Annotated in this window: 24 protein-coding genes and 1 tRNA gene; 11 read left to right on the top strand and 14 right to left on the bottom strand. The window is 61.7% G+C overall.

Annotation, left to right across the window (positions count from 1 at the left end; translation table 11 throughout):
- The first annotated feature begins 49 nt into the window (after positions 1-49).
- Both OXG98_09135 and OXG98_09130 read left to right on the top strand, forming a co-directional pair.
- A complete protein-coding gene (locus OXG98_09135; protein MCY3772170.1) occupies positions 50-391 on the top strand; it encodes an inorganic diphosphatase in 342 nt (113 codons plus the stop codon).
- Positions 388-843: a hypothetical protein gene (locus OXG98_09130; GenBank protein ID MCY3772169.1), complete on the top strand. Its 456-nt coding sequence runs from the start codon at positions 388-390 to the stop codon at positions 841-843. Before OXG98_09135 ends, OXG98_09130 begins: the two co-directional genes overlap by 4 nt.
- Before the next feature lie 52 nt (positions 844-895).
- Here OXG98_09130 and OXG98_09125 read toward each other — a convergent pair.
- Positions 896-979, bottom strand: a tRNA-Leu gene (locus tag OXG98_09125).
- Between the two features lie 111 nt (positions 980-1,090).
- Here OXG98_09125 and smpB point away from each other — a divergent pair.
- The 4 genes from smpB (at position 1,091) to OXG98_09105 (ending at position 3,628) form a co-directional block, all read left to right on the top strand.
- A complete protein-coding gene (gene smpB / locus OXG98_09120; protein ID MCY3772168.1) occupies positions 1,091-1,588 on the top strand; it encodes an SsrA-binding protein SmpB in 498 nt (165 codons plus the stop codon).
- On the top strand, positions 1,585-2,142 hold the full coding sequence (locus tag OXG98_09115; GenBank protein ID MCY3772167.1) for a hypothetical protein: 558 nt from the start codon (positions 1,585-1,587) through the stop codon (positions 2,140-2,142). The genes smpB and OXG98_09115 overlap by 4 nt, the downstream gene beginning before the upstream one ends.
- Entirely contained in the window at positions 2,139-3,086 is a 948-nt protein-coding gene (locus OXG98_09110) for a hypothetical protein (GenBank protein ID MCY3772166.1), read from the top strand. Before OXG98_09115 ends, OXG98_09110 begins: the two co-directional genes overlap by 4 nt.
- A 71-nt stretch (positions 3,087-3,157) precedes the next feature.
- On the top strand, positions 3,158-3,628 hold the full coding sequence (locus OXG98_09105) for a cupin domain-containing protein (protein ID MCY3772165.1): 471 nt from the start codon (positions 3,158-3,160) through the stop codon (positions 3,626-3,628).
- Positions 3,629-3,751: 123 nt separating this feature from the next.
- On the opposite strand, the gene OXG98_09100 is transcribed toward OXG98_09105, so the two are convergent.
- From OXG98_09100 to OXG98_09080, 5 genes are all read right to left on the bottom strand, one after another.
- Positions 3,752-4,723 (bottom strand): mannonate dehydratase, encoded by a 972-nt coding sequence (locus OXG98_09100; GenBank protein ID MCY3772164.1) that lies wholly within the window; start codon positions 4,721-4,723, stop codon positions 3,752-3,754.
- A 20-nt stretch (positions 4,724-4,743) separates the two neighbouring features.
- Positions 4,744-6,024, bottom strand: coding sequence for an enolase (locus OXG98_09095; GenBank protein ID MCY3772163.1), 1,281 nt, complete (start codon positions 6,022-6,024; stop codon positions 4,744-4,746).
- A gap of 81 nt (positions 6,025-6,105) precedes the next feature.
- On the bottom strand, positions 6,106-6,924 hold the full coding sequence (locus OXG98_09090) for a QueT transporter family protein (GenBank protein ID MCY3772162.1): 819 nt from the start codon (positions 6,922-6,924) through the stop codon (positions 6,106-6,108).
- A gap of 9 nt (positions 6,925-6,933) precedes the next feature.
- Positions 6,934-7,602, bottom strand: a complete 669-nt coding sequence (locus OXG98_09085) for a bifunctional nuclease family protein (GenBank protein MCY3772161.1) — start codon at positions 7,600-7,602, stop codon at positions 6,934-6,936.
- A gap of 203 nt (positions 7,603-7,805) precedes the next feature.
- Entirely contained in the window at positions 7,806-8,504 is a 699-nt protein-coding gene (locus OXG98_09080; GenBank protein ID MCY3772160.1) for a DUF4416 family protein, read from the bottom strand.
- Between the two features lie 71 nt (positions 8,505-8,575).
- On the opposite strand from OXG98_09080, the gene OXG98_09075 reads away from it, so the two are divergent.
- Positions 8,576-9,340 carry a glucose 1-dehydrogenase gene (locus OXG98_09075; protein ID MCY3772159.1) on the top strand — a complete coding sequence of 255 codons (765 nt, stop codon included), beginning with the start codon at positions 8,576-8,578 and terminating at the stop codon, positions 9,338-9,340.
- A gap of 114 nt (positions 9,341-9,454) precedes the next feature.
- Here OXG98_09075 and OXG98_09070 read toward each other — a convergent pair whose 3' ends face one another.
- From OXG98_09070 to OXG98_09045, 6 genes are all read right to left on the bottom strand, one after another.
- Complete coding sequence (locus OXG98_09070; GenBank protein MCY3772158.1) at positions 9,455-10,666, bottom strand: MFS transporter; 1,212 nt, start codon at positions 10,664-10,666, stop codon at positions 9,455-9,457.
- 13 nt (positions 10,667-10,679) lie between these two features.
- On the bottom strand, positions 10,680-11,438 hold the full coding sequence (locus tag OXG98_09065; GenBank protein ID MCY3772157.1) for a UvrB/UvrC motif-containing protein: 759 nt from the start codon (positions 11,436-11,438) through the stop codon (positions 10,680-10,682).
- A 63-nt stretch (positions 11,439-11,501) separates the two neighbouring features.
- Positions 11,502-12,350, bottom strand: coding sequence for an undecaprenyl-diphosphate phosphatase (locus OXG98_09060; GenBank protein ID MCY3772156.1), 849 nt, complete (start codon positions 12,348-12,350; stop codon positions 11,502-11,504).
- 166 nt (positions 12,351-12,516) lie between these two features.
- Positions 12,517-13,782, bottom strand: coding sequence for a hypothetical protein (locus OXG98_09055; protein ID MCY3772155.1), 1,266 nt, complete (start codon positions 13,780-13,782; stop codon positions 12,517-12,519).
- A 41-nt stretch (positions 13,783-13,823) separates the two neighbouring features.
- The gene (rfbB, locus tag OXG98_09050; protein MCY3772154.1) at positions 13,824-14,828 is read right to left on the bottom strand and encodes a dTDP-glucose 4,6-dehydratase; all 1,005 of its coding nucleotides are present in this window, start codon (positions 14,826-14,828) and stop codon (positions 13,824-13,826) included.
- A 16-nt stretch (positions 14,829-14,844) separates the two neighbouring features.
- Complete coding sequence (locus tag OXG98_09045; protein MCY3772153.1) at positions 14,845-15,486, bottom strand: molybdopterin-dependent oxidoreductase; 642 nt, start codon at positions 15,484-15,486, stop codon at positions 14,845-14,847.
- Positions 15,487-15,917: 431 nt separating this feature from the next.
- Here OXG98_09045 and OXG98_09040 point away from each other — a divergent pair, with 431 nt between their 5' ends.
- Positions 15,918-16,664 (top strand): SDR family NAD(P)-dependent oxidoreductase, encoded by a 747-nt coding sequence (locus OXG98_09040; GenBank protein MCY3772152.1) that lies wholly within the window; start codon positions 15,918-15,920, stop codon positions 16,662-16,664.
- Between the two features lie 177 nt (positions 16,665-16,841).
- Here OXG98_09040 and OXG98_09035 read toward each other — a convergent pair whose 3' ends face one another.
- Positions 16,842-17,942, bottom strand: coding sequence for a galactose mutarotase (locus OXG98_09035; GenBank protein MCY3772151.1), 1,101 nt, complete (start codon positions 17,940-17,942; stop codon positions 16,842-16,844).
- Positions 17,943-18,192: 250 nt separating this feature from the next.
- Between OXG98_09035 and OXG98_09030 the strand changes: the two genes are divergently transcribed.
- Complete coding sequence (locus tag OXG98_09030) at positions 18,193-21,216, top strand: UvrD-helicase domain-containing protein (GenBank protein MCY3772150.1); 3,024 nt, start codon at positions 18,193-18,195, stop codon at positions 21,214-21,216.
- Positions 21,217-21,273: 57 nt separating this feature from the next.
- On the opposite strand, the gene OXG98_09025 is transcribed toward OXG98_09030, so the two are convergent.
- The gene (locus OXG98_09025; GenBank protein MCY3772149.1) at positions 21,274-22,410 is read right to left on the bottom strand and encodes an alanine racemase; all 1,137 of its coding nucleotides are present in this window, start codon (positions 22,408-22,410) and stop codon (positions 21,274-21,276) included.
- Positions 22,411-22,666: 256 nt separating this feature from the next.
- On the opposite strand from OXG98_09025, the gene OXG98_09020 reads away from it, so the two are divergent.
- On the top strand, positions 22,667-23,029 hold the full coding sequence (locus tag OXG98_09020) for a nuclear transport factor 2 family protein (GenBank protein ID MCY3772148.1): 363 nt from the start codon (positions 22,667-22,669) through the stop codon (positions 23,027-23,029).
- A 253-nt stretch (positions 23,030-23,282) separates the two neighbouring features.
- On the top strand, positions 23,283-23,881 hold a 599-nt coding region (locus tag OXG98_09015), incomplete at its 3' end, for a pyridoxal-phosphate dependent enzyme (protein ID MCY3772147.1).

The following is a 23,881-nucleotide window of genomic DNA, read 5'->3' as shown; positions in this document are numbered from 1 at the left end:
TATGCCTGAAAAAGAGACCAGTGAGCGTGTTCAAATCATGGATTCCCGGATGTTCATCGGTAAGACGGTCGATGTCAAGCTAGACCGACCCCTCGGTTCCCGGCATCCCGAACATGATTTCACTTACCCGGTGAACTACGGATTCGTTCCCGGCGTGCCGGGCTTGGACGCCGAAGAGTTGGATGCCTACGTGCTGGGCGTGGACAGCCCGGTCAAGTGTTTCACGGGCCGGTGTATCGCGGTGATCCGGAGATCGGATGATGCAGATGACAAGCTCGTGGTAGTTCCCGATGGCGAGTATTTCACCGATGAGAGAATCCGCGACCTTACGGAGTTCCAGGAACGATACTTCGAGTCATCCATATTGCGAGAAGGCATGAAATCCCAATGAGCGATCAGGCGGAAAAACCGCCCGTACTCTACCACGGCAGCGCCGAAAAACTCGCTCGCTTGGAACCCAAAACCGCTCGCGGTGTAGGTCCGGGCGAAGACCAGTTGACCGCGGTCTACGCTACCCACCTGCGGAACATTGCCATAGCGTTTTCGCTTCCGATCAGGCCGATCGACGGCGGCGGATTCAGCTTCGGGGTCGATCTTGGGATAGAACGCCCCGAGGACCTCGACGACAACGTAGAGCCGCGCATCGACCTCGAGGTCGGTTCACTCGACCTGGACCGGCCGGGCTACGTGTACATTCTTCCCTCCGACACCTTCGAACAGGTAGACGCATGGCAAAGGGCATCCCGCGTGACTGTGGAACCTCTGGACGTGATCCGGATCGATCCGAAACGCTACGCCCACTGGATTCGCGACAGGAGACAGGCCGGATCTGTGTCTCCATAACCGCATACCATCAAAAAAACCCGCATGAAATCATGCGGGTGTCCAACCCGAATGCCGAAGGAGAGATTCGAACTCTCACGGGCGAAAGCCCACTGCGCCCTGAACACAGCGTGTCTACCAGTTCCACCACTTCGGCATCACATATCATTTGTCATAAAACCGCAGACGTAATATATTCCGGTAGCCGCCGATTGTCAAGCAGGGCGGATAGCGTAACTGGGATCAGCTATGCCGATTCGAGGCAGCCATGGCCAGAGCATCAGAACGTCAAATCGCCGAACCCAACGGGGCCGACGGCATCAAGGTCATCGTAGTTAACCGGAAGGCGCGGCACGACTACCATTTCCTGGAGACCTGGGAGGCGGGGATCGTGCTGACCGGCACGGAGGTGAAATCGCTGCGGGCGGGCAAGATCGCCCTGACGGACAGCTACGCCGCGGTCGATAACGGCGAGGTCTACTTGTACAACGTCCACGTCTCGCCATACGAGCAGGGAAGCCATTTCAACCACGAGCCGACCCGCCGACGCAAGCTGCTCCTGCATCGCTCGGAAATTCGCAAGCTGATCGGCCGGGTCGTGGAAAAGGGACTCACCCTCATCCCCACGAGGTTTTATTTCAAACGGGGACGCGCCAAGGTGGAAATCGCCCTGGCCAAGGGGAAGCGGGACTACGATCGCAGACGGACCATCATGGAACGGGACGCCCAGCGGGACATGGAACGCACATTGAAGGGGCGTCCATGACGGAGCGTACGCGGGGGACACAAAGCAGACTGCTCTCCATCGCCGGCCTGGCATGGGGCCTTTCCTTTATCTGTGCGGTCCTGCTTTACGCCATCGTCCGGTTGTTCTCCGTCACCATCGATGCCTTTGAAAACGTTCCGTTCCTGTGGTACCACTGGGTATCGCTGGCCGCCGTAGTGCTGTTCATGGCCCATTCGGAGGGCTACGAGGGTTTTCAGCGGAACTTCTCTCCCCGCGTGGTTGCCCGGGCGTGGTACCTTTACCATAACCCTCGTCCCGTGTGGCTCTTCCTGGCGCCTCTGTTCCTCGCCGGATACATACATATCAATCCCGACCGGCGGCGAAACATCCTGCTGTTGACCTTCGGGATCGTGATTCTGATCTTCCTGATCCGGTACCTGCCCCAGCCCTGGCGCGGCATCGTCGACGCGGGCGTGGTGGTCGGACTCACCTGGGGACTGGTCTCCATGGCAGTCTATGGCATTCGGATGCTGGGATCGCGGCCCTTCGCCTACTCTCCCGAAATCCCAGGGGATAGCGAGGTGATTCAATGAAACGATACTTCCTGAGAGTGCTGGTCGGTTCGATGGCCGTGCTGGCCGTGCTGATCGGGCTGACCGGCGGGTGCGGGCTGGCCGGAGACGGCACGGACGCCGCCCGGGACAAACCGGTCACGTTCGGCGACTACTGGTACCAGGGCAAGGCGGAGATTACGAGTTACACCTTGAAGCAGGCCCGTTACGGCGAACTTCACGATGGAGACGCGGTGCTCATCTTCGTGACGGAGGATTTCTCGGCCCGGAAACAGGTCAAGCTCGACCGGCCCGGCGAGGCCGGGAATGACGCCGTCAAGGTCCTCAAACTGAACGCCCTGCGCGAGTTCAATACGGGTGTATATCCTTACACCGTAATGACTTCGGTCTTTACCCCGGTGTACGGGGACCGCTTTCCTCGGACCCTGAAGATCACGACGTCGGTCCAGGAATGGTGCGGCCACGCCTTCGTCCAGTTGAACCGGCTGGACGACCAGTACTACGTCCAGCAGTATTCGTACTTCGAGAGCGAAGGCGACCGGGTCACCAACCTCGAGGACGCCATTACGGAAGACGAGATCTGGACGACGATCCGCCTGAATCCGGACGCCCTGCCGACGGGTAACGTCACCATGATTCCGGGTACGCTGTACCAGCGGTTCGACCACACCGTGTGGCGGACCGTGAACGCCACGGCCATCCTGATGCCGGACGTGCGAGAGCCTGATCTGATGGTATACAATCTGGTATACTATCCTGAATTGAACCGCACCCTGACCATTCGTTTCAAGAAGGACTTCCCCCACGAGATCGAGTCCTGGGAGGAAGTCGAGTTCGCGGAGGATGGCACACAGAAGGAACTGGTCACCACGGCAGTCCTGAACAAGCGGCTGATGCTGGACTACTGGATGAAGAACAGTGTGGCGGACGTGAAGTTGCGCGCACAGCTCGGACTGAATCACTAGCTGCACAGGCTCGGGCTGGATGATAAGCCCGCTCCAAAGTGACTACGTGCGGCAGCTGAAGGGGTCAAGCCATGCATGACGATCCGAAATGGCGCGATGACGGGGTGAAGGTCATCCCCGGCGACCAGCTCGACACCAACACCCCGCAGACGCCGGGCATGTCGCGGGCCGCGGCGATCAACCACGCGCGGACCGGCGCGAGCAAGATCTGGGCCGGCACGGTGACCATCCATCCGAACGCGAAGACCGGCGCCCACCATCATGGCGAGTTGGAAAGCGTGATTTACGTGGTGAAGGGCCGGGCGCGGATGCGCTGGGGCGACCGGCTGGAGTTCGTGGCGGAGGCGGGACCGGGCGACTTCATCTACGTGCCGCCCTACGTGCCCCACCAGGAGATCAACGCACGTACCGACGAACCCCTGGAGTGCGTGCTGTGCCGTAGCAGCATGGATCCGGTCGTGGTCAACCTGGACATCGAACCGGTGGAGAAACCGGAAAACGTGTACTGGGTCGACTCGATCCATCCGGACCCGGACGGCTGACCGGCTGACTGCTCCCACGGGCAACCCGCCTCCACGGGCAACCCGGGGCCGCTGGTGCCGCCTGCTCCGCGCCTTCCTGCCGCTACCGCGTGGATCTAGGCCGTTAGCCCGTTGTCGTCGACGCTACGCGTCCTCCCGGTACACCGCCTCCCTCAATCCCCTGATATAACCGACCGCGTACAGCCGGCACAGGGCCGAGTACCCCGGATGGTCGTTGTCTTCGCCGGCGAGGGTCGGCACGTGGTCCGGGCGCAGCACGCCTTCGAACCCGATATCTCGGTACGCGCGCAGGCATTCCATCATGTCGGTCGGGCCGTCGTCGTGAAAGGTCTCCACGTAGTTCTCCACGTCCCCGCGGACATCCCGGAAATGGACGAAGAAGATCTTGCGTTGCGCGCCGAAGTGGCGGATGGCCGCGGGCTGGTCGTCGGTCATGAGGGCGAAGTTGCCCTGGCAGAAGGTGACCCCGTTCATGGGACTCGGCACTAGGTCCAGGAGTTTCTGAAAGTTGTCCACCGATCGCATGATGCGCCCGATGCCCCGCAGCGGCGAGAGCGGCGGATCATCGGGATGCATGGCCATTTCCACGCCGTACTGTTCCGCGACGGGCGTTACCCGCTCCAGGAATTCGTGCAGGGTTTCCCATAACTGGTCTTCGGATACTTCGCCCGCCTCGGTCAGCGGCGCGTTCTGCATCATGGCGTGGTCGTAGCCGGTGACGACAGCGCCGCCACGAGAGGGGACCGTGGAAGAGGTGCGGGTCCAGTTCAGGATCGCCATCCAATTGTAGCACCAGGTCTTGATGCCGACGCGGCCCATGCTTTCGATGAAGGTGCAGACGTTGTCCAGTTCCTCCTCCCGGCCCTCCGTACCCAGCTTGATGCGGTGCATCGGCGGCGTGCTTTCGATGACGGCCACATCGAAGCCCGCGTCGTTGAAATTGTTCTTCATCCGCAGCATGGGCATGTACTCCCAGCCCTTTTCATTGCCCACCGCGGGCGGCATGCTGGTGACCACGTGATCCACGCCGATCTGCTTGACCTGGTCCCAGAGCGTGTTGCGGCCCGTGCTGAGAATCTCCGCGATTTTAATCATGAATATCCGTCTCCTGTATTCTAGCCCCGGCTGCGCACCGGATGCTCTAACGCCCGCTCGTAGAGATCCGCCCAATCCTTCGAGCCGTCGTCGTGCGCGATCTCGAGACAGACCCCGTCCGCGTGGGCCGGTCCGTTACCCTGAACAAAATATCCGTAGGCCCGGTTCATGGGCGCGATATGTATCCGGGTGCCGTCCGGGTAGATCACGGAATTGATGATCCGAGGTTTGGGCTTGTCGTACAGTTCGCCCTTTTCCTTCTGTTCCTGGACGGTCTCGTCAGACACCCTCCAACGCTCCACCGCCTCTTCGTCCACGGTCACGCCCAGACCCGGTTCCTCCGGTACCCGGTGGAAGCCGCCGGCGACCTCTATGGGTTTGGTCAGCAGGTGGTGGCTGTAGAGGTTGATGCACGTGATCGCCGGCCAGGTGGCGTGCGTAAGCACGGCACCCAGGTGGGCGGCCCAGGTCGTCGTGAGCCCGTTGCCCACGAGCTGGAGCCAGAAGGGCATGTTGGCCTCGGCGCTCAACTGGCCCTGCCGCATTACCTCGGATTTCCCCGCGCAGATGACGAAGCCGTCGCAGACTTCCTCGCGGATGGCCGTCATGTAGGGCGGCGAGCCGAAATGCATGGCGATGGGCCGGGGGATGACCCGCTTAAGCTGTCGGTTGCCCAGGATGTCGGTCTGTGGAATGGGGGATTCGAACATGGCCACGTTTTCGTGTTCCGCGAGCTTCTGTATGATGGGCATGGCCGCGGCCGCGTTCTGCATCGTGGCATTGGCGTCGAGGTCCAGCTTGAAGGAACAGGGGATGCCCGTGGCGATAGCGTCCACCTGGGCGAAGATGTCCCACCAGGGCCGCTGCTTGATCTTGAAGCTGGTATATCCCAGGGCCACCGCGTCGCGTGCTTCGGCCAGCCAGTCTCCCGGCGAGGCGTCGATGGACCACCAGGAGATGGGCGACCAGTCCCGCACCTTGTTCCCGAGCAGCTTGTAGCAGGGCACGCCAAGCGCCTTTCCGACCACGTCGAAGAGGGCCATCTGAAGTCCGGCGCCAAGCGTATCGTCGTTCATCACGTCGGCCGGACTCTTCCCGATGACCCGGTTCACGGCGTCGTCGGTGACCCGCGCCCAGGTGTAGTGAATGACCGTTTCCCCCCAGCCGACCAGCCCGGTATCCGTCGTCACCCGGCACAGTTCCAGGATCGACCAGTTGTACACCTCCCGCTCGGTAATACGGGTCTGGCGCTCGGTGAAGGGCACATCCACGACGATTCGTTCTACATCGACAATCTTCATGACGCGGTGTCCTCCGGTCGCGGTAGGTTCAAATAGATTCGCGGCGCCTTGATTACCATTTCGCGTCGCCGCATTTTCCGGTCAGATCAGGATACAGGCGATCACAAGCAAGACCATCAAGGGCAGCAGTCCCATTCCGACGTTGGCGCCAACCGGCATGAGCAGGCTTTCGGGCGCGGTGATTTCGAGACCGAAGAGCAGGGGAATCGTCCCCGCAGCTTCCTCGTTCATACCCAGCGATATGGAAATCCCTGCGTACAGACTGCCGAAGAGGGCCACCACCATGATCACGTGGGCGACGTGGGGGAGCCGGCCCCTGGAGAGATCGGCGGGGTCCATGACGTCTTGATAGCGCAGGCCCCACTGCTTGACCCGGTGATAGAGCACGGGCAGCAGCAGCGGCCCCAGAATCGCCGCGGTAACGAAATTGTTCAGGGAAATGAGAGGCGCCAGCACGTGGAAGGGCACGAGCCCGAGGGTGTCCAGGCCCCAGCCGACCGTCACGCCGCAGGCGATGCTCGCCAGCAGCGTGACGTACAGGTACCGCACGAGCATGGCGGGCGACCACGCGCCCGGTTCTTTCGTGGTCAGAATGCGCCAGAGCCGGTAGGGGATGTAGCCCAGCAGGAAATTGCCGAGCATGCCGAAGTAGCTGCCCAGCCCGTAGGTGCCGCCCATCAGGTCGCCGATGAGGTTGCCGAAGGCCGCGCCCCACGCGCCGGCGGGACCGAACATGAGCGAGCAGATGACCGGGAACACGTTGGCCGGCCGGAGCTCGGTAATGCCGGGAATGATGGGGAGGAGTTTAAAGGGAATGAGGACGGCGGCATACATGGCTGCCGTCAGGGCTACCAGGACGACCATCCTGGTATACTTCCACATCGTGATGGCTTCTCGCACGCTACCCTTTCAGGCGCTTTGTTCCAGGCGGTTGATCTCGTCGCGCAGACGGGCGGCGTCCTCGTACCGTTCCTCGTCTATGGCTGCCTGAAGTTTCTGGCGCGCCGTCTCGAGCGGGGTGCGTGGCGGACTCTTGATCTCCACCGCTTCCATCAATTCTTCGGCGGCCACCTGCGCCGCAGGAACCTTGCCCTCCTCTCCCGCTTCCGCTTCCAGCTCCTCGATAGACGCCGCGATATCGTCCTCTCCGTTCCCGTCCTTGTTCTTGGGCATCCGCTTGCCCGCCACGCGCATGACCTCTTCCTCCACGTAGATCGGCGCGCCGGCGCGAAGGGCCAGGGCGATGGCGTCCGTGGGCCTCGAGTCGATGGTCATGGTCTGTCCGTTGGCCTTCACGTGTATTTCCGCGATGTAGAACTGCTGCTCGCGCAGTTCGGAAATGAGGACGAACTGTACCTCGGCGTCGAAATGCTCGAAGACGGACTTGAGCAGATCGTGCGTCATGGGGCGCGGCGGCGCTTCTTCGCTGGCGTCGATCTGGCTCTTGATTGCGAAGGCTTCCGCGATGCCGATCAAGAGGATCAGGACCTGCTCTTCCTCTTCGTCGGCCAGCCAGAGTACCGGGGTGGCGTGGAGGGGATAGGGAGGCCCGACATCATATACTTTGAGACGAATCATTGTATACAATCTTTCTACCTGACCGGGATTAGCCTGGTGTCATTTATCGCGAGTGGCCACATGAGCGATGACGGTATTACGCCGACTTAAAGGGGCCGGTCCGCCTGGAGAAACGATCGTCATCGTTGTGGATGTTCGGTATACCGGTATAATAAACCGGTCTCTGAAAACAGGTCAAGACAAAATGAGCGGGATTGTGATTTTCATCTCGCAGGCGCTTGTGATCCACCTGGCTGCGGTTTTCCCCGTTGAGCGAGAAAGGCACCGCGCACCCGGGCGAAGAAGGCGAGGGCTTCATCGGTGCGGTAGTCCCGGTAGGTCCAGGGCATCGGAGTAAAGGCGCCCCGGGTATACAACAGGGTCAACTCCGCGTAGATCCCGTTCCCTAAATAGATGCGGTGGCTGTAGTTCTTGGTGGTCGCCAGGACGAGTTGTCCGCCATTGATGTAACCCGGATCGATGTTCACGCCCCGTCCCGGCAGGCTGTCAGGCCGCGCCACTCCGGCTTCGAGGTCATTGCTCGTTCGCTTTATCCCGGCAAGATCCGCCGGGTCCACGAGCGGTCCGAATCCGATGAACCGCTTGACCAGCCCGGCTCCCATTTCCGGTTCGTAGTAGGACGTGAAGGAAAATTCGAATACCGGACTCGTCAGTTCCGCCTCGCCGTACCGTTCGGCCATGAGATCGCGTCCCCGGTTCAGCATGGCCTCGTCCTGCCCCATGACGGCGCAGATCAGCTTTGCGGGTTCGGAATATCCGGGTGTGCCCATGCCGTGGTTTGCCTCCTGCGTCGCGCTTTGTCCCATTGCCGCGAAGGGCGCGGTGCTGTATATTGACTCGCCCGGCACATCCCGGCCGTCCGACGTATCCCGTTCGCTCGGTACGTCCCGGCCGGCCGACACGAAACAGTTACCGGTTCCGGGCGGTTCTTGTCAACTCTTTACAGCAGATCGGCAGACGCACAGGAGCGCAAATGAATCTCGAGCGGTTTTCACTCAAGGAGAAGGTTGCCATCGTAACCGGCGCGGGAACGGGCATCGGCAAGGGCATCGCGACGGCCATGGCCGAATCGGGCGCCCGGGTCGTCCTGGCGGGGCGGACCCGGTCACGGCTCGACGATACGGCGGATGATATCAAGGGCTTTGGCGGCGAAGCGCTGGTCGTGGAAGCGGACATATCGAATCGCGAAGACCGGGAAGCCCTGGTGACAACGGTTCTGGATACGTGGCAGCAGATCGACATCCTGGTCAACAACGCGGGGGTGAACGTACGCACGCCGCCGGAGGACTACCGCGAGGAGGACTGGGACCAGGTTATGAGCACCAACCTGAAGGGCACTTTTTTTCTCACCCAGCTTGCGGCCCGGCACATGATAGAGCGCAAATACGGCAAGATCATTCACATTGCCTCGCTGTCCGCCATTACGGGTATTCCCCTCATTCCCGCATACACGGCCGCCAAGGGCGGCCTCGCTTCCATGACGTATCAACTCGCGATCGACTGGGCGCGGTACAACATCAACGTCAATTCCATCTGTCCGGGATACATCCGGACCCCGCTGACCCGGCCTGTCGAAGAAAGCGAGCGGGGTGCCTACATCCTGAACCGGGTGCCGGCCGGCCGGTGGGGCGAACCGGAGGATATCGCGGGCACGGCGGTGTTTCTGGCCGCTCCGGCTTCCGATTTTCTCACGGGACAACTGATCGTGGTGGATGGCGGCTGGATGGCGGGCGGCTAGTCTGCCTGACTCGTCCCGGTACCGGCTGACGCCTCAGTCAGGATGGTGTAGCCGGCTCGTTCCGCGACCGGCGTATTTTCTCGTCAACCGGATTCCTGCCTCCGGCCGGATCCCTCACCCGGCCGCCTCCGCCTGGCTCACCCGGCCCGAACCCGGGCGGGTCACGGATATGAAACTGGTGGCGATCAGGGTCAGGACGGCGACGATGGCCGCACCGATGAAGACGTGCTGGTAGCCGTAGATGACCCAGACCAGTCCGCCCAGTGTGGGAATGGACATGGACACCGCGTGGTCGATGGTTACGCCCAGGGACAGGGTCGCGGTGAGGTCGTCCTTTTTGACGACGATTTTGCTGGCGTAGGTGGTCCGCGCGATACTGACGTTGAACAGGACCAGGTCGAGCACGAAACTGGCATAGATGAGGTCCACCGTCCAAGCACCCAGCCCCATTTCCGCGGCGAAGCCATAGCCGAGACACACCCCGACGAGCAGTACCGCGTCGATCATCAGCACCAGGCGTTCCCCGAACCGGTCGATCAGCTTGCCCAGTTGCGGCGCGAAGAACATGCCGATAACGGATGCGGCCAGGTGGAGCGAGGCGATGGTGGATACCGGTTTGTCGAAGATGCTGATCAATACCCAGGGACCGAAGGTTATGAAGATCTGCTTTCGCGCGCCGAACAGGATGTTCAGCAGGTAGAACAGGGTGTACCGCTTCCGCATGATGAAGGTGGGGCGGTTGCCCGTGTGCCCCTCTATGGGACGCATCGCCAGGTAGCAGTAGACGCCCCCCAGTGCCACCAGCGCGGCAAGGGCGAAAACGGGCAGATAGCCCAGTGAAGTGCCGCCCAGTCCCATCCAGAGCAGGATACTGCCCAGGATGGCGGCGCCTGTCTGGATGCCGCTCAGGCGGCCCAGCATCGTGGCGCCTCGTCCTTCGCGGGCCAGCCGAAGGGCGATCGTCCGCGTCACGGGCATCTGCAGGTGCATGCCGATGCTCCAGATGATCATGGAAACGAGCATCAGACCGTACAGATCACCGTAAAATCCAAGCCCCAGGAACCCCACGGCCATCAGCGCCATGGAAAGGGCTGCCATTTTAAGTTCGGACCAGAAGAACAGGATGCCGGCGAAAGCGGCGACGAGGAAGCCCGGCAACTCGCGGGGAAACTCGAGCTCGCCACGGCTCATCGCGTCCATGTGGTAGGTGTCGCTGAGGAAGTTGTTGAAGCTGATCTCACCCAGGCCCATCGAGAGGCCCATGCTGACCGCGCCAAGCACGAAGAGGATGAGTTGACGGTCGGCGCTTCTGATCCAGGAAAGCAAAGGGGGCTCCGGTCTAGGGCAGGTCGAACTTCTTCAGTTCGTCCCGTATTTCGGCGGCCCGTTCGAATTCCTCGTTCTCGACGGCCTCCGTCAATTCCGCCCTTAACCGGTCTTCCTCGGAACGGGGCTGCTGTTTTCGGATCTCCTCGGCCATGTCTCTCAGTATTTTCAGCTCCTGGCTTTCCTCTACCAGGTCGTTCCGGTCATAGGAACGAAAGAAGGTCTCGATCTCTTCGATGCCTTCTTCGATATGATGCAAGGCCTTGTCGGTATCGCCCGTGCCCGTGGCAATCAGGCTTCGCGCACGGGTACGGTGCATGATGACGAAGGGCCGGTATTGTTCGAAGGACAGGCGGTCGTCGTCGTTTTCGGCATGGGTCCGCACCATATCCATGATCTGCAGATTGTGCTCGGCGTCCCGGCAGGCCTCGTGATAGGATTCCAGCTCGAACATGCAGATGCGCCGGTAGTAATACTGCAGCGATTCCGACTGCAGGTTCACGCAGTCCTCGTGGGACAGATTGAGCTGCGCGTCCGGACCCTTGTCCGCCTTCCGTTTTTCGAGTCGTTCCAGGTAGTGGTCCAGCAGGGAGGCTTTCCCGTGGGGCGTTCCGCCGTCCGGCCGGCCGGACCACTCCATCTGCAGGATACCGAGATCCACGCGCATCTGAATCCTGGTCCGGCCGTCTTCTCCTTTGATTTTGCGCACGATGAGCTTGTCGGGCCCCGTGTACTCCCATTCATCGAGCAGCCTGCCGATGTCTCGATTCATGCGCCTGGCTCCCGTCTGTTGTGCGTGAGGCTCCGAGGGATGTGGAAACAGACCAATCAGAGATCAGAATGCGCTGGATAGCCCGGACAGCCCGGAGAGTACTCCGCCCAGCGTCAGCAGTCCGATTCCCCAGCAATAGTACGAAAACCTGGACAGATTGCCGGCAACGACGATGCGAAGGAGCAGTCTGAGCGCGATGTAACCGCTCACGGCCGCCGTGATGGTCCCCGCGGCTACCGCGCCCCACTGATCGACGGGGATGCCGCCCGTATCGCCGATCTGGACGGCAACCGCCCCCAGGATCGCGGGAATCGCCAATAGAAAAGAGTAACGCGCCGCCAGCCGCCGGTCAAGTCCCAACAGCAAGGCGATGGAAATGGTCGTTCCAGACCGGGAGATCCCGGGAATCAGCGCCAGCGCCTGGCCCAGACCGATCAGCAGCGCGTCGATCCAGGTCGTTCCGCCGATGTCCTTCGCAGGCAGGTCGGATCGGCCAGGCCGTCCGGCGAATCGGGACAGCCACAGAACGGAACCGGTGACCAGAAAGGCGAAGCCGACATGAACCGGGGCGGAAAACAGGCGCTCCAGTTCGTCTTTCCATCCCAGCCCGAAGACCGCGGCCGGAATCGTGCCCAGGGCGAGCAGGAGCAGGAGGCGAAGGGACCGGCGGTCCGCCCCCGCCTTTCCCGTTGCCACGCGCCACGTGTTCGAAACCAGTATCGCGAGATCGGACCGGAACACGACCAGGACGGCCAGCAGGGTCCCGAGGTGCACCATTACGTCGAAGAGCAACCCGGTTTCATCCGATCCGCCCGGCCCGCCCAGCCCGAAGAGGCGCTGGTACACGACGAGATGGCCGGAACTGCTGACCGGCAGGAACTCCGTTACGCCCTGCAGGAATCCGAGGATCAACGCGTGGTGCAGTTGAATGGCTCACGCTCCCGGGCTGACCTGGTCGGGAAAACTGATACGCGGCTACCCCTCGTCCGGAAGGCTGACGTCAGGCCCACTCTACGTCCGGAAGGCCGACCCGCAGGTCATCCCTCGTCCGGAAGGCCGACACGCCGGCCACCTTTCGTCAGGACGACTGGCGCCTGGGCCGGCGCGAATACCGCCGCCGCGGCTTCCTGCCCTGCGTCCGTCCGCCTCCCGTCTCTGGTGGCGTGTCCTTTCCCGTCTCCGCCCGGTCCTTCGCCCTGCCGCGCTCTGGTTTGGAAGTGAAACAGGATCTGAGGGACTGCCAGAACAGAATGAGGGGAAGAGACGGCAGTGCGATGTAAGCCAGGACCGGGGCGCGCATGTACCACAACCGGAAAACCACGAAGACCGCCAGGCTCGCGATCAGTGCGATCCACCCCATGGCGATGGCCGATGCGATGCCGTGCAGGTACGCGGCAAGACCAAAGAACAGCAGCGCCGTGGCCAGCATGGTGTTGTACGTGGGCATGAAGAGATTGAAGCCGCCGATAACCTGGGCCGCACTGCGCCATTTCAGTCCCTCCAGGATCAGGGGCATTCCGTCCGCGCGGGCATGACGCCACCTGGATCTCAGGCGGCTGAACGTGGAGCGGAGGGGTTTGACCGCCCTGGTGCGGTCGTATACCCACGCTTCGTCGGTATACTGAATGACCACGTCCTTGCGAAGCAACTCGGTCTGAAACACCGGCACATTGTCGAGCCGGGCTCTTTTTACGTCGTGTTTCTCGACCAACTGCCGGGAAATGCACAGACCGGTTCGATGAATCCCCCCACCGAGACGGAGGTCCAGCGGCCAGCTTGTCAGCCAACCGGGTTTCAGGGTGCTCAGCAGGGCCCTGCGGGCGGTGTTCCAGGTCCACTTCCTGCCCGAAACACAATAGCCGGATTGGATAGCCAGGGCGCCCTTGGACAGTTTATCGCTCATCACGGCCAGGTAGTTGGCGGAGATCCTGGACCTCACATCCAGGATGATGTACGCGTCATACCTGTCTTTGGAGGATAACCGTTCCAGTACGCCCAGTATCGCATCGTCCCTGTCGCGCCAGCGCTGCTTCCCGGGGCCGTAAACGACGGCTCCCTTGCGGCGCGTCACGGTTGACGTCTGATCCGTGTTGTTCACCGGGGCGACGATCACGTCGAACATGCTGCGCGGATATTTGTTCCTGCGCAGATGTTCTACCGTCCTGCCGGCCGAGCCCTCGTCGTTCCCCACGGGCACCACCAGGGCGAAGACGTGCCGGGGAAAGATCAGCGGCGCCTTGCTTCGTCCCCGTATCCGGCCGATGAAACTCAACGCGAAACCATAGACTACGACACAAATCCATCCGGCTAAGACGACAGACTCAAACAGAGTCAGGTACCTCACGCCTTAACCTCCATGAATGCGTTGGCAGATCCATACGAATGTCATCGTTCATGGTATTGCTTTCGATAATACGCCCTGTAACTGTCTTCGTTCCGGATTTCCTGCCACCACGGCCGGTGATCCACGTACCAGTGCACCGTTTCTTTCAGCATCGTTTCGAAGTCGAACGCCGGGTTCCATCCCAGGGACCGTATGCGGCCGCAGTCCAGGGCGTACCGCAGATCGTGCCCGCTACGGTCCGGAACGAACTCGCGCAGGTTTGCCGGCCTGTCGAGGATTTCCAGGACCCGGTCTGCCAGGTCGCGTACGCTGACCTCGTCGTTCGTGCCCACGTTGTAGGCGCTTCCCGGTTGGCCGGAACTGAGCACACAGTCGATGGCCGAACAGTGATCTTCGACATACAGGTAGCTGCGTACGGCGCTTCCGTCGCCGTATACCGGAAGGGGTTTGTACTCCAGGGCGTTCGTGATGAACAGGGGCAGGACCTTCTCCGGGTACTGGTAGGGTCCGACGGTGTTCCCGCCCCGCGTGATCAATACGGGCAGCCCATAGGTCGTGTAATAGGACTGAACCAGCAGGTCCGCGGCGGCCTTGCTGGCGGCGTAGGGGCTGCGGGGCGCGAAGGCGTCGCTTTCCATCGAAAGGCCCGAGGGAACGTGGCCGTACACCTCGTCGGTGGACACCTGGAGGAACCGTCTTACCTCCATTCGCCGCGCGGCTTCGAGCAGAACATATACCCCGTTGTAGTTGATCTCGATAAATGAGGAGGGATTGAGGATGGATCGATCGACGTGCGATTCGGCAGCGAAGTTGACGACCGTGTCGACCCCGCGCATCACGTCGTCGACGGTGTCCTTGTCCCGGATATCCCCTTGAATGAATCGGAGCCGTTCCGAATCCACACAGTCATCGAGATTGGCCAGATTCCCGGCGTAGGTCAGGGCGTCGAGCACGACAACCTGCGCGTCGGGGTAGCGGTTCAATGCGTATCGAACGAAGTTACTGCCGATGAACCCGGCTCCGCCGGTAACCAGCATGGCATCCATTAAAAAGCCTGGCTCCTCAGGATTTGATCCGCCCATCGTCCGAATAGCCTCGTTTCTCCCAGTATCCCTTGTGGTTCTTGCGGGTGACTTCGATTCGGGTCAGCCATTTAACCTGCTTGTATCCATACATGCCGGGCAGTACCAGCCGTACGGGCGAACCGTGCTTGGACCACAGCGGCTCGTCGTTCATCTGAAGGGCGAGCATGCTGCTCTCCTTCATCGCCACATCGACGGGAATACTGCTTTCATACTCGTCGGCACCGTAGAAAATGACGTCCCGGGCGTCCGGGGCCACGCCGGCCGTTTCAAGCAGTTCGCGCAGCCGCACGCCGACCCACCGGGCTCTTCCCTCGGCGCCGCCGACGCAACGCAGGATACTTTCCTGCGTGTGCTGCGGCCACTGGGACAATTCGTCGTATCCCAGGGCGAACGGAGCCGTCACGGCACCCTCGATCTCGAGCCGTTCATTCTCCACATCGATTTTGGGTGGAAAGGAGACGATGGCTACCGCAAAAAACCGGCGCAGCGGCGTCAGGCCCTCTTCGTCTTTTTCAACGGGAACGAACAGCGGCCCGGCCACGGACTGCAACGTGGGAAGCACGGAACCGCCGGCAACGAGTCCGGCCGCGAGGGTCTCAAGAAAATGACGCCGGTCCATAAACGGGTCCTGTCGGGGTCGTGAAGGGCCGAATGCAGACGGAGTATGGATTGGCTGCCTGCCGTGCCGGATCCCCGGAATCGGCGCGCATGCTATCTCCGCATCTGCCATAAGGTTACATATGTGTAGTGCGCATGTCAAGGCATTTGGGAGCGTGAAGACGGGATGGAAGCAGCGTCTGAGCAGCGTTGGAGTTGCACAGGATGCGGCACCGGAGCAGCGGCAGAGGTGGTAACGCAGCAGCACCGGAGGCGTCAATGCTTATTGGGTTTGATAATTACGTGGCCAGGGATTAGAATACCCGGGAGAAACAGCATCCGGCCAGTATGAACGCGCAGTCCCGGAGTGTGGGCATATCCCGCGGCGCATCCCGGCGAACCCACGACGGCCCGCGGCGCATCTCCGCGAACCATAGACGGAAGGACAGTGACATGTTGCTCGAAGACAGGACGGTCGTCATAACCGGCGCGGCGATGGGTATTGGGCGGGCCGCGGCCCTGTGTTGCGCAGAGGCCGGGGGCCATACCGTCCTTGCCGATATCGATGAGGACAGGCTGGAAGAGACCTATCGGGATATACACGCCGCGGGCGGCGAGGGATCATACCAGGTGGTGGACGTTTCGGACGCCGGCCAGGTCGAAGCGTTGATGGCCGGGGCGGTGGAAGACTTCGGCCGTATCGATGCGCTCATCAACTGCGCGGGCGTGCTTGAGGGCGCCTACGTTCCCGTAGACGAACTGGACGAGGCGGTATGGCAGCACGTAATGGACGTCAACCTGAAAGGTTCCTTTCTGACGTGCAAGTACGCGGCGGCGGTGATGAAGGAACAGAAAAGGGGCGTGATCGTCCTGCTGTCGTCCGGGGCCGGCGTCCGGGGAGGAAGTTCATCGGTGGCCTACGGAACCAGCAAGGGCGCCGTGCACGGCCAGGCCGTCGTCCTGGAGAGTCAACTGGCTCCCTTCGGCATACGCGTACACGCGGTGTGTCCGGGCGGAATCGCCACGCCCATGAAGCTGAGAAACATCGCCCAGGCGGCCGAATCCCGAGGCGAGTCGGCGGAAGAGGCGCTGAAGCAGGCGGCCGAATACCTGGGCGACTCCGAAGGCGTGGGCAAAATACTCGCCTTTCTCGTCTCCGATCACGCCGATCATTTGCGCCAGACCGTCTTCACCCGTTGAGCACGGATCGGTGTGCCGATCATTTGCGCCAGACCGTCTTCACCTGTTGAGCTCGGATCGGTGCGCCGATCATTTGCGCCAGACCGTCTTCACCTGTTGGGCACGAACCGACGCGCCGGTTCGGGGCTTGGCCAGAGGACCGCGAATGTCTGTCTGCAGGCCGTGAACGGAGCCGGTTTACCGGGCCGGCTCGGAGGACGCGAAGGCATAGCGCACCTCGTGGTGGTATGTCTCGCCCGGATTCAGCACGACCGAAGGCCATCCCGGTGATCCCTGGCGATTGATCGCGTTGGGAAATGCCTGCGTTTCCAGACAGAAGGCGTGGTGCCGGCCGTAGGCAGCACCGCCTTTACCCGACAGGGCGCCGGACAGGTGGTTCCCCGTGTAGAACTGCACGCCCGGTTGATTGGTCCGCACTTCCATGGCGAGGCCGGACCGGCGGGAAGCCACGCGGGCAGCGGGCCGGACCTGTCCGCCCGCATTGCGCAGGACGAAGTTGTGGTCGTATCCGCCGGGACCATCGGGCCCCCCCGGACCAGGCGGGACAATGGCATCCATCTCCGAGGCGATGGTCCTGGGTTGCGTGAAGTCGAAGGGGGTCCCGGAGACCGCCCTGATTTCGCCGGTGGGAATGAGGTGGCTGTCGACAGGCGTGTAGGCGTCGGCGTACAGGGCGATCTCGTGATCCAGCACCGGACCGGACTGGTGACCATTCAGGTTCCAGTACGAATGATTGGTCAGGTTCACCGGCGTGGACCGGTCGGTACGCGCCTCCATGGAAATCCGCAGCACGTCGTTGCCGTTCAGCGTATAGGTAACGGTCGTCTCCACCGTACCCGGGTAGCCTTCCTCTCCATCTCCACTCGTGTACGCCAGTACGACATACGTCCCCCCGCTGTGCTGGCCGAAGTCCCTCGGTTCCCAGACCTGCTTGTCGAAGCCTCCCGGGCCCCCGTGGATGTGGTTGGGACCGGCCTTGTCATTCACAGCAAGGTTGTAGGCCTTTCCGCCCAGCGTAAACCGACCGCCTGCGATCCGGTTGGCGCAGCGGCCGACGGTGGCGCCGAAGAACGGATGATCGCCCAGGTATTCGTCGAAGGTATCGAAACCCAGCACGACGTCCACGAGGTTCCCGTCCGTATCCGGGATCTCCAGGGACTGTAGGATTCCACCATAATTTGTAACGCGCGCGGCCGCGCCGGATGCCCCGTTCAACGTGTACAGGAAAACGGGACGTGAACGGAAAGCGCCCCATACCGTCTCTTCCACGACTCCCATGTGCCTTACCTCCTCAAACCGAAAATAACCGGCAACGTGCCATCCATCAACGAATTGTGCCCAGGCGGACCACGTCCCGTGAGTCGGCGCCGGTCCTGGTTTCGAGAGCAGAGTGATCGCGCCGACTGTAAGGAATACAAGGCATTCGGATCACATTCAGAATGGATCCGATCTGTTTTCAGGGTACCCGGTCGAAGCCACGCGGTCCCGTTTTTCTCCTTCAACGCTGCATCTACACTGCATCTAAAACATGTCGAACCAGGTACGCAAACCATCGACGGACAGGCTTCAATCCGCGGGCAAGGCTCTTTCCACGAATCAGCCCCTTGCAGCGGGGCAGGCCCTGTTCACACCGGACGACGTGTCCCGGTGGGAACGAAAGGGCCGCGGCATTGCCGTTTTCGGCTGTCCTGATACGTTCTCCATTCCCGAAATCGAGTCCAGGCCGGGCACTGCCGTGCTGTGCGATCCGGATGAAGGCCAGGAGATTCCGGGTGAACCCGACCGCCTGGTCCTCAAACTGTCGTCCAGTCGCGTGGTCCATCTGAACAGCCTCATGAATCGCATCGTTCTTCCGGCGTACAGGCGATACAACCCCTTGTATCTTTTTGCTTCCTGTGATGAGAAGGACCTGGACGCCGGTTCGGTCGAAATGCCGGTGAAAGACGGGATCGAGGAGGCCATGTGCCCGCTCCTGTGGGAACAGCTCCGGTCTATCCTGGCTTGCACCTGCGCGGTGTTCCCTTCTCCCGGTGCGCTGAGTTCTTCGGAGAAACCCTGGTTGACGACCGCGGAAAGCATGATGCACCAGAAACTTACCCGGGCTGGGCTGTCCCACCGGCTTCATGCCCGGATGGGATCGTGTTTCGTCGACGCGCTTGTCGAGTCGCCCCATGATAACCCTGTGGCGGTGGAGATCGACGGCAGGGAGTTCGCCCGCGAAGATCATATCCGGCGGGACAAGGCGCTGACTCAAGCGCATAACATACGGAAAGTGGTCCGGTTCAGCGGGAGCGAGGTCGTGAACGATCTCGACGGATGTGTAGACAGGGTCCGTTCAGTCCTGGCCGGCCGCGGAACCGTACTCCCGATGCCCGAGCCGAATCCCGGCCTGGCCGGGGAACAGGCCAGGTGTCTTGATCCCCGGGCCGGCGTCGTGCTCACCCTCGCACCCGCGGGTTCGGGGAAGACGCGGGTGCTGACGCGGCGGGTAGTGGAAGCGGTCCGGGGCGGCGTCAACCCCGGCCGGATACTGTGCGTGGTCTTCAACAAGGCGGCGAGCGAGGTGATGTCCGAGCGTATACACAGGGACGCCGGACTGCCAGATGTGCATATCCGCACCTTGCACAGCCTGGGATACGAGATCTGCAGACAGGCGCCGGAGAGCCCTTACGCGGGCTGCGGGGTCGTTACGGAGCAGTCCCTGCCGGGCGGGTTGACGGATCTATACAGAAAGGTGCTCCGAGCGGATTTCAATCAGCATCTTCCAGCCATCCCCTACCCTTTTCCCGAACATCTGGTCATGGCATACGAGGAAGCGGTTTCCCGGTACCGGAGAACGTTGATTCCCCTCGACGGAGACGTCGCATGCGGGGAGTTCGAGGGTTTTGACGGGCGACAGGCCCTCAGAATCCGTGCCGAGGTGGAACGCCGCATGACGGAAAAGGTCCTGATGACCTTCGACGAGCAATTATTCCGCGCCGTGGAAATCCTGCTCAACAACCCCGGAACCCGGTCCATTTACCAGCATCGTTTCGATTCGGTCATGGTGGACGAGGTCCAGGACCTCACCCCCGTCCAGTTCCTGATGCTCCGGCTGCTCTCCCTGCCGCTGAACAACCTGTTCGCCGTGGGCGATGACGACCAGATGATCAATACCTTCACCGGTGCGGACCCGGAGAACATCCGCTCGTTTCAACGCTGGTATCCCGGTGCCGCGATCCACACCCTGGGGGCGAACTACCGGTGCAGGCCGGAAATCGTAACCCGGTCCGCGGGCGTCATTGCCCATAACATGGACCGTTTCGACAAGCCGATCCGCCCCGTACAGGCTCAGGCCGGTTCGGGCAGGGACACGATCCTGATCCACAAATGCCCGTCGCTGGAAGCCGAAACGGATGCCGTGGTGCGCGTGATACGCCGGTGGAGAAAGCTGGGATATGCCTACGCGGACATGGCCGTGCTGGTGCGGGTCCAGTCCATCGCGGCGCCCCTGCAGTCCGCGCTTAAGGAGGCGGACCTGCCCTTCAACCCGCTCGATGAAGGGGCAGTGTACCAGTCCCGCGCCGGAAGGACCGCGGGCGCCTGGTTCGACGTCATCGTCCATGGCGAACGGGCCGATCCCCTATCGTACGCGATCAGCCTGTCCTTCCCGTCCCGGCACCTCTCCAACGAGCAATTGCGCGACGCGGCGACCCTCGGCCACCGTTTCTTCGAGCGTATGGACGGTCTGCCGGGTGACGCGATCGCCAAGCTGGAGGAATACCTTCAATGTATCGAAACCCTGCGAGACGTCTACGGATCCCCGGATGGATCTCCTGTGGCCTTTCTCGACGCGTTGATGGAACACACCGGGCTCGGAGCCTACTACAGGAGGAGGGACGAGACGAGCAGGCAGCGGATGGGCGTGGCCGACATGGAATCCATCGGCATGATCAGGCAGATGGCCGCCGGGTATCCCGCCACAGAGTCATTCGTAGACGCGTATCTCGGGTCCATGGCTTCCGAAGCGGACACGGACCCTCCAGCGCACGCCAAAGATGCCGCGTCTCAGGCGGAGACAGCGGAAGCCAACGTGTCCGAGAAGGAAACAGTCGAAGACGACACATGTTTTGGAGAAACGGCCGAAACAATCGAAACGGCAGGCGACGGCGAGCAACTAGGAGAAACCCGGGGCGTCGTGTCGGCAGGCGAGGACCGGATAACCATTACCACGATTCACCGGAGCAAGGGAGACGAATTCAAAGGGGTCATCCTCTTCCACGTGGTCGAGGATATCCTGCCCCACCGCCGCATGACGGGCTCGGACGAGGGCATCGAAGAAGAGCGGCGCGTCTTTTACGTCGCCCTGACGCGGGCCGAAGAAAGGCTATGTATAACGACGCAGCGGAAGCGGCCCTCCCGGTTCCTGGCCGAGATGAGACCTGCACGGGACGGAAGCCGGCTTACGCGCGTCCGTGACCGTCTGGCGCACGTCCGTGACCGTCTGGCGCGTGTGCAGCCCGGCCCTGTCGCGCGGTCCGTCCTGGATCGCTTTCGCCGCCTGCCACCTTGACCCGCCCGCGGCGTCCTTCGCCTGCTACCTTGACCCGCCCGCGGCGTCCTTCGCCTGCTACCTTGACCCGCCCGCGGCGTCCACCGGCCAGGATTCAGGGCCGTCGCGTGTCAGCGCGACATAGGATCTTGCGAGGTTCGCCACGGGACAGCTGTGAACGGGAACCACGCGGATCTTCGATCCGATGGCCAGATCGAACCCGTTTCGCCTGACCATGCCGTGCTCTTCGGAGACTTTCTCCACGGTCATCTCGCGATCGGGCTCCAGGAATCCCGTATCCGGGTAGGCGAGGCCGAAACCCTGGTTCCCCGTCATGCCGTGTACGCCCGTGTCCGAGGTCAGGGTCTTCGAACCGGCGTCCGTCACGAAATAGTGTTCGTTGCTGCTGATCACCGTGGCCAGCACAGACAGGGCGACATCGGCAACCCGGGCTACGCCGACACGTACCGGAAGCAGGTCGAGAAAAACATAGTTCCCGGGCCTTATTTCCGTCAGGCCCTCGAAACTCTCCGTGGCCAGGACGGCCGGCGTGGCGCCCACGGAAACCTCCGGCACGGGAAGGCCGTCCGCCAGCAAGGCGTCGCGCACCGCGACCATGGTGCGCCGTTCCTCTTCCGCGGCTTCGGCGGCCTCGGCCCTGGATTTCGAACCGTACACGTGGCCGGCGTGGGACAGGATGCCGCGGAATTCAAGATTCGAGTGATCGTGGATCATCCCAGCCAGCTCCCCGATACGCCCATCCTCCGGCAGCAGGCCGCATCGGTGCAGTCCCACGTCGATTTTAAGAAACAGTCCGATGGACTGCCCATGGACCGCCGCCCGCTCGCCCGCTACCTGGATGCCTTCCTTCGAATCGGTCACCACGCGCACCTCGGCGCCTCGATCCTTCGCTGCGGACAGCAGCCGATCCCACTTCGATGGAGAGACCACCGGCCGGGCGACGGTGATGGATTCGAACCCGCCCTCGAGGAATACCAGCGCCTCGTCCACCGTGGCCACGGTCATGCCCGATGCGCCCAGCCCGGTTTGTCTCCGGCCGATCTCCAGGGACTTGTGGGTCTTGGCATGGGGACGCAGTGCGACGCCGTGCCGGTTCGCCAAATCCTGCATGGCGCGCAGATTGGCCATCATCCTGGCCTCATCGAGCAATACCGCGGGCGTTTCTACCTCATGGAACAATGAATCTGATTTCATATCCTCATCCGTGGCTGAAAGTTCGTTGCATTGGGCCGGTTGGGATTTTCGCGGCAAGGAGCCGGTTGATTGAGGGATAGTCGAATTCCTTCTAAATTATACGCATTGCGTCAACCCTGCGGAGCAGGTCTGCCTGTCATCCTTTACAATCGGCTGCCGCAAGGTTTTCCAACTTGACACGGTGTACCGGAGCATGACACATTTTCGCGGGTAACCACTCGTTAAGTAATTTACGCTTTACCATGAGGAACATGGCGTGGATCGACGGAAAGCAACGGACCTGGCAAGACTGTATGTCGAGCGATCGAATCGCCACGTACTGGACGAAGTCTTTCTCATGTTCGATCCCGATGCCACCTACCGGTCGTCGCAGTTCGGTCTCTTCGAGGGCCTGGAGCAGATCCGGGAGATGATGACCGGTTTCTTTACCGCCTTTCCCGACGTGCACTGGACGGTGGACACCTATCGCGCGGATTCCGATTACACGGCCTCCTTCGAATTCACGATGCGGGCCAGCAATGCCGAGACGGGGCAGCCCGTGGAGCGCCGGGGACTCGAAACGATCACCTTCTCGGATGAAGGACTGATCCGCCACGTCGAAGTCGTGCAGTCAGGCTGACGGACTGGCCGCATCTTCCAGCCGCGCATACGCGCGGTCGGGCTGACCGACTGACTGGCGGGCTGGCTGCGATCTTCCAATCGGGCTGAAGAGCCTATCGTAGTCTTCCTGCCGAGTTGAAGAGCCGACCGCAACCCTCCCGCCGCGCCGAAGCTCAGGCAGTCTTTCATCCATGCATCAACTACTCCCAGAGATACTTAGCGCAGAAGAACGCATCAGGCCTCATGTCCTGCAAACGCCTCTTATCCACTCCATGCCGCTATCAGATAAAACAGGCGCGGAGGTTCACCTGAAGCTGGAAAGCGAGCAGCACACCAATTCCTTCAAGGCGCGCGGGGCCATGAACAAGGTGCTGTCACTGACCGGGGAGGAGTTGTCCCGGGGCGTGGTGACGTCCTCGACGGGCAATCACGCGCAGGGCGTTGCCCGGGCCTGCATGATCACTGGCTGTCCGGGTACGATCTTTCTGCCAAACGGCGTCGATCCATCCAAAATAGAAGCGATCAAACGGTATCCCGTGGACCTGGTCTTTCACGAAGGCGACGCGCTCGAAACGGAACTGCACGCCAAGCAACAGGCCGCTGCCCTGGGCAGGATATGGATTTCACCCTACAACGATCCGCAGATTATCGGCGGCCAGGGTACGATAGGCATCGAACTGTCGCACCAGATGCCCTCCATCGACGATGTTTTTGTTACCGTCGGCGGCGGCGGACTGATCGGCGGGATCACCATCTACCTGAAGGCGCATAGGCCCGGCACGCGGATCATCGGCTGCCAGCCCGAACGGTCGGCGGCCATGTATCACTGCGTTCGCGCCGGACGTATCGTAAGCACCGAGCATGGCGAGAC

It is taken from the genome of Gemmatimonadota bacterium, from assembly GCA_026706345.1.
Lineage (GTDB): Bacteria > JAAXHH01 > JAAXHH01 > JAAXHH01 > JAAXHH01 > JAAXHH01.
The sequence above is the reverse complement of the archived record's forward strand: the minus strand, read 5'-3'. Positions and strand labels throughout refer to the sequence as shown.

Bases quoted from the DNA above. Each gene is read 5' to 3' on its own strand.
- OXG98_09135 (MCY3772170.1), top strand. From the start codon at position 50: ATGTTCATCGGTAAGACGGTCGATGTCAAGCTAGACCGACCCCTCGGT.
- OXG98_09130 (MCY3772169.1), top strand. From the start codon at position 388: ATGAGCGATCAGGCGGAAAAACCGCCCGTACTCTACCACGGCAGCGCC.
- smpB (MCY3772168.1), top strand. From the start codon at position 1,091: ATGGCCAGAGCATCAGAACGTCAAATCGCCGAACCCAACGGGGCCGAC.
- OXG98_09115 (MCY3772167.1), top strand. From the start codon at position 1,585: ATGACGGAGCGTACGCGGGGGACACAAAGCAGACTGCTCTCCATCGCC.
- OXG98_09110 (MCY3772166.1), top strand. From the start codon at position 2,139: ATGAAACGATACTTCCTGAGAGTGCTGGTCGGTTCGATGGCCGTGCTG.
- OXG98_09105 (MCY3772165.1), top strand. From the start codon at position 3,158: ATGCATGACGATCCGAAATGGCGCGATGACGGGGTGAAGGTCATCCCC.
- OXG98_09100 (MCY3772164.1), bottom strand. From the start codon at position 4,723: ATGATTAAAATCGCGGAGATTCTCAGCACGGGCCGCAACACGCTCTGG.
- OXG98_09095 (MCY3772163.1), bottom strand. From the start codon at position 6,024: ATGAAGATTGTCGATGTAGAACGAATCGTCGTGGATGTGCCCTTCACC.
- OXG98_09085 (MCY3772161.1), bottom strand. From the start codon at position 7,602: ATGATTCGTCTCAAAGTATATGATGTCGGGCCTCCCTATCCCCTCCAC.
- OXG98_09075 (MCY3772159.1), top strand. From the start codon at position 8,576: ATGAATCTCGAGCGGTTTTCACTCAAGGAGAAGGTTGCCATCGTAACC.
- OXG98_09065 (MCY3772157.1), bottom strand. From the start codon at position 11,438: ATGAATCGAGACATCGGCAGGCTGCTCGATGAATGGGAGTACACGGGG.
- rfbB (MCY3772154.1), bottom strand. From the start codon at position 14,828: ATGGATGCCATGCTGGTTACCGGCGGAGCCGGGTTCATCGGCAGTAAC.
- OXG98_09045 (MCY3772153.1), bottom strand. From the start codon at position 15,486: ATGGACCGGCGTCATTTTCTTGAGACCCTCGCGGCCGGACTCGTTGCC.
- OXG98_09040 (MCY3772152.1), top strand. From the start codon at position 15,918: ATGTTGCTCGAAGACAGGACGGTCGTCATAACCGGCGCGGCGATGGGT.
- OXG98_09035 (MCY3772151.1), bottom strand. From the start codon at position 17,942: ATGGGAGTCGTGGAAGAGACGGTATGGGGCGCTTTCCGTTCACGTCCC.
- OXG98_09030 (MCY3772150.1), top strand. From the start codon at position 18,193: ATGTCGAACCAGGTACGCAAACCATCGACGGACAGGCTTCAATCCGCG.
- OXG98_09025 (MCY3772149.1), bottom strand. From the start codon at position 22,410: ATGAAATCAGATTCATTGTTCCATGAGGTAGAAACGCCCGCGGTATTG.